Raw genomic sequence first — 8,580 nt, 5'->3', positions numbered from 1 at the left:
GCGCCACCTGGTACCTCCCCTTCACCCGCGAAGCCGTCCCCGAGGTCCGCCTCGCGGACGGGGTGGTCGTGGGCGTGCGACCGGAAGAAGTGGAGTGATTCCCGTCCTCCCCCGCCGGGGGAGGGGGACCGCGAAGCGGTGGAGGGGGTCATCCAGGTCGGCTGGGACCCCCTCAGTCGGCATGCGCCGACAGCCCCCCAACGGGGGAGCAATTGTCTCTACGTCCCCTTCGGCTTCCGCATCCGCATCAGGCCTTCCTGGGCGCAGCTCGCCACCAGCACCCCGTCGGAGGCGCGGTAGATGTAGCCCAGGTTGAAGCCGCGGCCGCCCGAGGCCGAGGGGCTCTCCTGTACATATAGGTGCCATTCGTTGAAGTCGGTCGGGCGGTGGAACCACATGGCGTGGTCCAGGCTGGCCGACTGGAAGCCGGGCGTGCGCCAGCTCACCCCGTGCGGCCGGATCGCCGTGCCCAGCAGGCTCATGTCCGACGCATAGGCCAGGATCACCTGGTGCATGTGATCGTCGCCGCCGATCGGGTGGCGGGCCCGGAACCACACCTGCTGATGGGGATCGCGCGGCTCGGGCGCGGCGACGTCGAACCGGCCGCCGACCGTGCGCATCTCGATCGGCTGTTCGCGGTCGATCCAGTCCAGGTCCTCGGGCGGCGCCTCGGCCCGCAGCCGGCGGCGCATCTCGGAATCGTCCTCCACCGCGTCCCAGCCCGGTGCGTCCGGCATGTCGGACTGGTGCTCGTAGCCGTCCTCAGCCACCTGGAACGAGGCGGCCAGGTTGAAGATCTGCTGGCCGTGCTGCACGGCGATCACCCGCCGTGTCGTGAAGCTGCCGCCGTCGCGGCTGCGGTCCACCTCGAACACGATCGGGATCGACGGGTCGCCCGGCCGGATGAAGTAGCAGTGCAGCGAGTGGCAGACGCGGTCTTCCACCGTCTCGTAGGCCGCCAGCAGCGACTGGGCGATCACCTGGCCGCCATAGATGCGCTGGCGCCTGTCCTCGTCGGGGGTGGTCCCGCGGAACAGGTTCACCTCCAGCCGCTCCAGCTTGAGCGTTTCGGCGAGCGTCTGGCCGGTCATGGCGTCCCCGGATGCTGCAATTGCGAAGGCGCGTGCCTTACGCTTCGGAAGCGCCAGCGGCAACCGTCCCACACTTACCCGAGAGAGCCTACTTCGCCGGCTTCATCCGCAGCAGCCCCTCCTGCGCCACCGAGGCCACCAGCGTCCCGTCCTCGGCGTAGATCTGGCCGCGGATCAGGCCCCGCCCGTCCGACGCCGAGGGACTGTCGTGGACGTAGAGGTGCCATTGGTTGAAGTCGGTCGGCTTGTGGAACCACATGGCGTGATCGAGGCTCGCCGACTGAAGGCCCGGGGTCTGCCAGTGCACGGCGTAGGGCCGCATCGCCGTCGACAGCAGGTTCATGTCCGAGGCGTAGGCCAGGATCACCTGGTGCATCCGCGGGTCATCGCCGATCGGCGTGCGGCAGCGGAACCAGTTCTGCGACTCCGGATCCTTAGGCTTGCCGTCGGCCCAGTAGGTGCGGGCGTCCTTCGAGCGCATCTCGATGGGCGGCATGCGCGACAGCCAACGCTTCTGCGCCTCGGGCGCGTCCTTCATCATCTCGCGCATCACCTCCATCTGGTCCCGCAGTTCGCTCCAGTGCGGCGCGGCGGGCATGGAGGCCTGGTGGTGGAAACCCTCCTCGGGGTCCTTGAACGAGGCGGCCAGGTTGAAGATCTGCTTGCCGTGCTGCACGGCGATCACCCGCCGCGTGGTGAAGCTGCCGCCGTCGCGCGAGCGGTCCACCTCGAACACGATCGGCACGGTGGGATCGCCCGGCCGGATAAAATAGCAGTGCAGCGAGTGGCAGGCCCGGGCCTCCACGGTCTCGTAGGCCGCCAGCAGCGACTGCGCGATCACCTGCCCCCCGAAGATGCGACCCGGCGAGTTGTCGGGCGTCGTGCCGCGGAACAGGTTCTCCTCGATCCGCTCCAGTTGCAGCGTCTCCACCAGGGTCTCGTCCTGGCCTTCGGTCTCGGGACCTTCGATCTTGGGGGTCTTGTTCTCGCTCATGCGGGCCGATTACGCCGTGGGGGGCCGATGAGCAAGGCGACGGCCAAGCCGGCCTTGCGCACGTCCGGCGAGCATCGTCATCTAGGCGCAATGGGAGAGAGCCTCTACGTCCGGCCGGTGTGGCGCACGCGGCTCGCCGCTGCGCTGGCGGCGTGGATGGCGCTCGTCGTGGGCGGCCTGCTGGCGGCCGCGCGGCTCATGGAGATCACCCCGCCGGCCGTCGCCCCGTTGCTGGTGGCGGGCGTGTTCGCGGTCCCGCCCCCGGTCCTGCTGGTCTGGAGCTTCTGGGCCATGCTGCGCGAGCCGATCACCGGCTGGATGGCGCCGGCCGCGCTGATGACCTTCCTCGGCGGGCTGATCCCGGCCTTCATGCCGCTCTACGAGGCCGGCGTGCGCATGAACTTCGACGCCCGGCGGCCGACCTACGAGGCCATCGCCGCCGAGGTGCGCGACGGCCGCATCGGCGGCGCGCCCAACGCCCGCGGCTGGATCACGGGTGAGCGCGACGGCGCCCGTTTCAAGTTCCGCCCGTCGGATCGGGGCGCCATCGACTTCACCTGGACCCGCGCCTACGGCTTCACCGCCGGCGTCCGCTACGACGACACCCCCTGCGTCAGCCGCCCCGGCGCCCGCTGCATCGACCGCGGCGAGCGACTGGAAGAGCGCTACACCTACTACGCGCGGTTCTTCTGATGGGGCAATCGCGCCCGCCCCGGACGATCTTCGGGCGGGTCCTGGCGTCCTGGCTGGCGGTTGGGGCGGCCTTCCTGCTGCTCAGCGCGACCATCGAAGGACTGCTGCCGGAGCGGGTCTTCGGAGCGATCTTCGGGGCCCTAGCCGCCGCTCCCTTGGCGCTGCTGGCCGCCGGCTTGGGGCTCTGGATTCGGCGACGGGCGACCTGGCGGGCTCCCGCTGGCGTACTCGCCGCCGTGGCCGTCGTCGCGGCGGCGGCCCTTCCGCTCAGCTACGCCAGCGTCCGGCTGAACTTCTGGATCCACAAGCCGATCTACGACTCGGTCGTCCGCGACGCGAAGGCCGGGCGGCCGATCGGCGCCTTGCAGCAGGACGGGTCGCGCAGGGGAGTCCGCCATGGCGTCCAGTACGACATCCGGCCGGTGCGCCCCGTCGTGGTCTACTTCCAGTGGAAGACGGGCGCCATGACCGTCCGTATGGTCGAGTATCACGAGCACCCGACGGTCTGCCCGCCCAAGCCCCCTCCCGACGCCGTGGGCGCGGAACCGGCGACGCTGTGCGTCGAATGGCCGTCCCTCGGCGACGGCTACGTGTTCTGGGAGGGCATCGTCTGACCCTTGACCCCGCGGCCCGCTCGGGGCCTAGGGAGCGCGATGTCGTTCGACTGCACCGTCCTGACCATGTTCCCGGACGCCTTCCCGGGGCCGCTGGGCGTCTCCCTGATCGGGACGGCGTGGCGAGAGGCCGCGCTTTGGACGTTGGAAACAGTGGACATTCGGGCCTTTTCCACAGATAAGCGCGGCTTCCTCGACGACACTCCTGCGGGTGGCGGTCCGGGGCAAGTGATGCGGGCGGACGTGATCGCCTCTGCGCTGGACAGCGTGGAGCGGCGCGAACGGCCGCTTTTGTACATGAGCGCCCGGGGCCGGCCCCTCACCCAGGCGCGCGTTCGTGAGTGGGCCGCAGGTCCGGGACTGATCGTCCTGTGCGGGCGGTTCGAGGGGATCGACCAGCGGGTGCTCGACGCCCGCGGGTTCGAGGAGGTCTCCGTCGGAGACGCGGTTCTCGCCGGTGGCGAGGCGGCGGCGATGGTGGCGATCGAGGCTTGCGTACGGTTGGTCCCGGGAGTCCTGGGGCAGGCCGAGAGCCTCAGTGAAGAAAGCTTCGAGGACGGGCTCCTCGAGCATCCGCAGTACACGCGACCGCGGGCGTTCGAAGGGCTGGACATCCCCGAGGTCCTGCTGAGCGGCAACCACGCGGCAATCCGCAAGTGGCGGCAGGCGAAGCGGGAAGAGACGACGCGGGAACGGCGCCCGGACTTGTGGGCCGCCAGGACCGCCAATCAACAGGCAAAGGGCGTCCCTCCAAAGAAAGGGCAAGCCCAGTAAGGATGAAGACCATGGCTGCCAACGTTATCGAGACCCTCCGCAAGGAAGAAGCCGACCGCCTCCTGGCGACCCGCAAAATCCCTGAATTCCGCCCGGGCGACACCGTCCGCGTGAACGTGAAGATCAAGGAAGGCGACCGCGAGCGCGTCCAGGCCTACGAGGGCGTCTGCATCGCCCGCGCCGGCCAAGGCGTCGACGAGAACTTCACCGTCCGCAAGATTTCGTTCGGGGAGGGCGTGGAACGCGTGTTCCCGATCCTGTCGCCGAACATCGACTCCATCGAAGTGAAGCGTCGCGGCGTCGTCCGTCGCGCCAAGCTGTACTACCTGCGCGACCGTCGCGGTAAGTCGGCCCGGATCGCCGAGCGCCAGATGACGGCCCAGGCCTCGAAGGAAGACACGGCCGAGATCACCGAGGGCTGAGCCCCGTCGGGATCGACACGAGATTGCGGCGGCCGGAGCGATCCGGCCGCCGTTTTCGTTTCCGCGGCTACAGCTTGCGGAAGCGCGAGCCCTGCGAGGCCATGAGCGCCAGCGCCCAGTCGTCGGGGATCGCCTTGACCAGGGCGGCAATGGCCTTGTTGGGCGCGCCCGGCACGCAGATGGCCCGGTTGGCCTCCATCGCCTCGTAGCCGGCGGCCGCCACCTCGTCGGCGCCCATCCAGAGCCACGGCGGCGTGGACGAGGCGGCCAGTTCGCGCGTGCCGTTCACGTCGTGGAACTCCGACCAGGTCAGCCCCGGACACAGCGCCGAGACGTGCACCCCGTCGGCGGCCGCCTCCAGGTGCAGGCTCTGCGAGAACTTCACGAGGAACGCCTTCGACGCCGCGTAGAGTGTATGGCCGGCCGAGCCGGGGATCAGGCCCGCCAGGGACGCCACGTTGACGATCCGGCCGAACCGTCGCTGCCGCATGCCCCCCAGCACCCGGTGCGCCAGCTCGCACGGCGCCGTCGTCATCACCTGAATGAAGGCGGCCTGTTCGGTCCACAGCGTGTCGGCGTAGGTCCCGGCCAGGCCGTAGCCGGCGTTGTTCACCAGGCAGTCGACCGTGCGGCCATGGGCGGTCAGGTGGTCCAGGATCGCCCCCGGCGCCTCCGGCTCGGCGAGGTCGGCGGCCACCGTCAGGGTCTCGACGCCGTAGCGCAGGCGGATTTCCTCGGCCAGGGCGTCCAGCCGCTCCACCCGCCGCGCGGTCAGCGCCAGGTCGTAGCCGTGGCTGGCCAGGATCCGCGCGAACGCCGCGCCGATGCCCGCCGAGGCGCCCGTCACCAGCGCCAGTTTCCGGTCCATGCCACCCCCCGAAGCACCTACGACGAAACTAGGCCACGTCCCGAACCGTTCAAGCGACAAGCTGGACTGCGACACCACCTACCGGCGCCATGCGATTGAACCCCGCCGGGATTGGGTGTATTCGCGCCCGCCGCGACGGCATCGGGCCGCCATGGGGAACCCTTCGGGGCTGCCCGGAGATTTTGGATGGCTGATCAGGCCGTCGACGCCCCCAAGGCGTCTGAAGATGCGTCGCAGACGAACGGTCATTCCGCGCACAAGGAAGGATTCTGGGCTCTCGCGCTCGGGTCCATCGGCGTGGTGTTCGGCGACATCGGCACCAGTCCGCTCTACGCGATGCGCGAGGCCCTGGGCCATTCGCGCGGCGGCGGCGGCGGCGAGATGGCCGTGCTCGGCGTGGTCTCGCTGATCACCTGGGCGCTGATCCTCATCGTCACGATCAAGTACGTCGTCTTCCTGATGCGGGCGGACAACAAGGGCGAGGGCGGCACGCTGGCGCTCATGGCCCTCGCCCAGCGCGTCATGCCCCGGCGCTCGACCGCCGTATTCTTCATGGCCGTGTTCGGCGCCGCCCTGTTCTACGGCGACGGCATCATCACGCCCGCCGTCTCGGTGCTCTCGGCGGTGGAAGGCCTGAAGGACGCGCCCGGCATCGGCCATCGAATGGACGAGGTCGTCCTGCCGCTCTCGGCGGGCATCCTGATCGGCCTCTTCCTCGTCCAGTCGCGCGGTACGGCCCAGGTCGCCAAGTTCTTCGGGCCGATCACCGCGCTCTGGTTCCTGACGCTGGCGGGCCTCGGCCTCTATCACATCGCCGACGACCTCTCGGTCTTCCGGGCGCTCCTGCCCCACTACGGCGTGATGTTCCTGATCGACAACGGCTTCCTGGGCTTCGTGATCCTGGGCAGCGTCTTCCTGGCGGTGACCGGGGCCGAGGCGCTCTACGCCGACATGGGTCACTTCGGGAAAGGCCCGATCCGCGCCGCCTGGCTGGCCCTGGTCCTGCCGTCGCTGCTGCTGAACTACCTGGGCCAGGGCGCCCTGGTGCTGTCCGAACCCTCGGCCCGCGCCAACCCGTTCTTCCAGATGATCCCCGAGGTCGTGTACTGGCCGGTCCTGGTGCTGGCGACCATCGCCACCGTCATCGCCAGCCAGGCCGTGATCACCGGCGCCTTCTCGATGACGCAGCAGGCCGTGTCGCTGGGCCTGTTCCCGCGCATCGACATCCGCCGCACGTCCGAGACCCAGGCCGGCCAGATTTTCGTGCCGTCGGTCAACAACATGCTGATGGTCGGCGTGCTGATCCTGCTGTTCGTGTTCCGCTCGTCCTCGAACCTGGCCTCGGCCTACGGGATCGCCGTCACCGGCGCGATGTTCGTCGACACGCTGCTGTTCTACTTCATCGTCCGCCACCTCTGGAAACGCCCGGTCTGGCAGGCGCTGGCGGCGTCCTCGGCCTTCGGCGTCCTCGACGTGGTGTTCATCACCTCGAACCTGCTGAAGTTCTTCCACGGCGCCTGGCTGCCGCTGGTCCTCGGCGGCTGCCTTGTCGTCATCATGTGGACCTGGACGCGCGGCGCGCAGATCCTCTCGGACAAGACCCGCCGCGACTCCGTCAGCCTGGCTGAGCTCGCCGATATCCTGAAGGCCCGCGCCCCGCACCGCGCGCCGGGCACGGCGATCTTCTTGACGTCCGACCCGGACACGGCGCCCGTCGCCCTCATGCACAACCTCAAGCACAACAAGGTGCTGCACGAGAAGAACATCATCCTGTCGGTGCATACGGCCGAGACCCCCCGGGTCAGCGACGAGAACCGCGTGCGCATCGAGCCGGTGAACGAGGACTTCAAGAAGGTCATCATCGACTACGGGTTCATGGAGACGCCGAACGTGCCCAAGGCCCTCGGCCTGTGCCGCAAGCAGGGGCTGAAGTTCGACATCATGGCCACGTCGTTCTTCCTCGGCCGCCGCAGCGTGGTGCCCTCCGCCCAGAGCGGCATGCCGCTCTGGCAGGACAAGGTGTTCATCTTCCTGATGCGGAACGCGGCCAACCCCACCGACTTCTACAAGATCCCTCCGGGCCGCGTGGTCGAGATGGGGACCCAGGTCACCGTCTAGATGCTGACCGTCCTGCACTACCTCGGCGACGGCCTGTGGATCCTGGCCATGGCCCTCATCGCCTCCACCAGCCGTGGCGCCCTGAAGCGCGTGCCGGCGACGGTGAAGATGCCGATGCAATGGGACAAGGACGGCAAGCCTACGTGGCGCCTGCCCCGCAACACCGCACTCGGCCTGATGTTCGGCGCGCCGCTGGTCATCGGCCTGGCCCTCTCGGCCCTCTCCAGCCTGGCGGCTGCCGACGCCCAGTCGGCGGTCATCCTGTTCCTCATGCGCGCCCTGCTCGCGGGCCTCTTCGCCGTCGTCTGCCTGACGTGGCTGCGAGGCAGCCTGCGAACGCTCGAAGACGAGGGTGCGGTTAAGGCTTGAACGGCCCGCCGCCGTGCCCTTTAAGGCGCGCGACTTCTTCCACTCCTACCCGAAGGCTCTCCCCGACATGGCCGACAAGCCCAAGAAGGTCGTCCTCGCCTATTCCGGCGGCCTCGACAGCTCCACCATCGTCAAGTGGCTGCAGACCGAGCTGGGCGCCGAAGTGGCGACCTTCACGGCCGACCTGGGCCAGGGCGAGGAGATCGAGCCGGCCCGCGCCAAGGCGATCACCCTGGGCGTGAAGCCGGAGTACGCCTTCGTCGAGGACGTGCGCGAGGAGTTCGTGCGCGACTACGTCTTCCCGATGTTCCGCGCCAACACGGTCTACGAGGGCCAGTACCTGCTGGGCACCTCGATCGCGCGGCCGCTGATCGCCAAGAAGCAGATCGAGATCGCCCGGAAGATCGGCGCCGACGCCGTCGCGCACGGCGCCACCGGCAAGGGCAACGACCAGGTCCGCTTCGAGATCGCCTACTACGCCATGGAGCCCGACATCCGCGTCGTCGCGCCCTGGCGCGAGTGGGACTTCAAGAGCCGCGAGGCCCTGCTGGAGTTCGCGCAGAACCACCAGATCCCGATCAGCAAGGACAAGCGCGGCGAGGCGCCGTTCAGCGTCGACGCCAACCTGCTGCACTCC

10 protein-coding genes are annotated in these 8,580 nt (G+C 69.1%); 7 read left to right on the top strand and 3 right to left on the bottom strand.

The window, feature by feature from the left end; genetic code table 11:
• Positions 1-218 precede the first annotated feature (218 nt).
• On the bottom strand, positions 219-1,091 hold the full coding sequence (locus Q0L11_RS07965; RefSeq protein WP_296596524.1) for an acyl-CoA thioesterase II: 873 nt from the start codon (positions 1,089-1,091) through the stop codon (positions 219-221).
• Between the two features lie 88 nt (positions 1,092-1,179).
• Entirely contained in the window at positions 1,180-2,085 is a 906-nt protein-coding gene (locus tag Q0L11_RS07960; protein ID WP_296596522.1) for an acyl-CoA thioesterase II, read from the bottom strand.
• A 27-nt stretch (positions 2,086-2,112) separates the two neighbouring features.
• Here Q0L11_RS07960 and Q0L11_RS07955 point away from each other — a divergent pair, with 27 nt between their 5' ends.
• Genes Q0L11_RS07955 through rplS form a run of 4 tightly spaced genes read left to right on the top strand, consistent with a single transcriptional unit; the run spans position 2,113 to position 4,588 of the window.
• On the top strand, positions 2,113-2,778 hold the full coding sequence (locus tag Q0L11_RS07955) for a hypothetical protein (RefSeq protein WP_296596521.1): 666 nt from the start codon (positions 2,113-2,115) through the stop codon (positions 2,776-2,778).
• Entirely contained in the window at positions 2,778-3,392 is a 615-nt protein-coding gene (locus Q0L11_RS07950) for a hypothetical protein (RefSeq protein ID WP_296596519.1), read from the top strand. The genes Q0L11_RS07955 and Q0L11_RS07950 overlap by 1 nt, the downstream gene beginning before the upstream one ends.
• Before the next feature lie 39 nt (positions 3,393-3,431).
• Positions 3,432-4,166, top strand: a complete 735-nt coding sequence (trmD, locus tag Q0L11_RS07945; RefSeq protein WP_296596517.1) for a tRNA (guanosine(37)-N1)-methyltransferase TrmD — start codon at positions 3,432-3,434, stop codon at positions 4,164-4,166.
• An 11-nt stretch (positions 4,167-4,177) separates the two neighbouring features.
• Complete coding sequence (gene rplS / locus Q0L11_RS07940) at positions 4,178-4,588, top strand: 50S ribosomal protein L19 (RefSeq protein ID WP_296596516.1); 411 nt, start codon at positions 4,178-4,180, stop codon at positions 4,586-4,588.
• A 67-nt stretch (positions 4,589-4,655) separates the two neighbouring features.
• Here the strand turns inward: rplS and Q0L11_RS07935 are convergent, their stop codons facing one another.
• Entirely contained in the window at positions 4,656-5,456 is an 801-nt protein-coding gene (locus tag Q0L11_RS07935; protein ID WP_296596514.1) for an SDR family oxidoreductase, read from the bottom strand.
• A 186-nt stretch (positions 5,457-5,642) separates the two neighbouring features.
• Between Q0L11_RS07935 and Q0L11_RS07930 the strand changes: the two genes are divergently transcribed.
• From Q0L11_RS07930 to Q0L11_RS07920, 3 genes are all read left to right on the top strand, one after another.
• Positions 5,643-7,574: a potassium transporter Kup gene (locus Q0L11_RS07930; protein ID WP_296596513.1), complete on the top strand. Its 1,932-nt coding sequence runs from the start codon at positions 5,643-5,645 to the stop codon at positions 7,572-7,574.
• A complete protein-coding gene (locus Q0L11_RS07925; protein WP_296596512.1) occupies positions 7,575-7,943 on the top strand; it encodes a hypothetical protein in 369 nt (122 codons plus the stop codon).
• Between the two features lie 67 nt (positions 7,944-8,010).
• On the top strand, positions 8,011-8,580 hold a 570-nt coding region (locus Q0L11_RS07920; RefSeq protein ID WP_296596511.1), incomplete at its 3' end, for an argininosuccinate synthase domain-containing protein.

It is taken from the genome of Phenylobacterium sp., assembly GCF_024508875.1.
GTDB lineage: Bacteria > Pseudomonadota > Alphaproteobacteria > Caulobacterales > Caulobacteraceae > Phenylobacterium.
Note: the sequence above shows the minus strand (reverse complement) of the source record. Positions and strands in the feature narration are given on the sequence as shown.

Excerpts from the sequence above, each read along its gene's own strand:
- Q0L11_RS07965 (WP_296596524.1), bottom strand. The coding sequence starts at position 1,091 with ATGACCGGCCAGACGCTCGCCGAAACGCTCAAGCTGGAGCGGCTGGAG.
- Q0L11_RS07960 (WP_296596522.1), bottom strand. The coding sequence starts at position 2,085 with ATGAGCGAGAACAAGACCCCCAAGATCGAAGGTCCCGAGACCGAAGGC.
- Q0L11_RS07955 (WP_296596521.1), top strand. The coding sequence starts at position 2,113 with ATGAGCAAGGCGACGGCCAAGCCGGCCTTGCGCACGTCCGGCGAGCAT.
- Q0L11_RS07950 (WP_296596519.1), top strand. The coding sequence starts at position 2,778 with ATGGGGCAATCGCGCCCGCCCCGGACGATCTTCGGGCGGGTCCTGGCG.
- trmD (WP_296596517.1), top strand. The coding sequence starts at position 3,432 with ATGTCGTTCGACTGCACCGTCCTGACCATGTTCCCGGACGCCTTCCCG.
- rplS (WP_296596516.1), top strand. The coding sequence starts at position 4,178 with ATGGCTGCCAACGTTATCGAGACCCTCCGCAAGGAAGAAGCCGACCGC.
- Q0L11_RS07935 (WP_296596514.1), bottom strand. The coding sequence starts at position 5,456 with ATGGACCGGAAACTGGCGCTGGTGACGGGCGCCTCGGCGGGCATCGGC.
- Q0L11_RS07930 (WP_296596513.1), top strand. The coding sequence starts at position 5,643 with ATGGCTGATCAGGCCGTCGACGCCCCCAAGGCGTCTGAAGATGCGTCG.
- Q0L11_RS07925 (WP_296596512.1), top strand. The coding sequence starts at position 7,575 with ATGCTGACCGTCCTGCACTACCTCGGCGACGGCCTGTGGATCCTGGCC.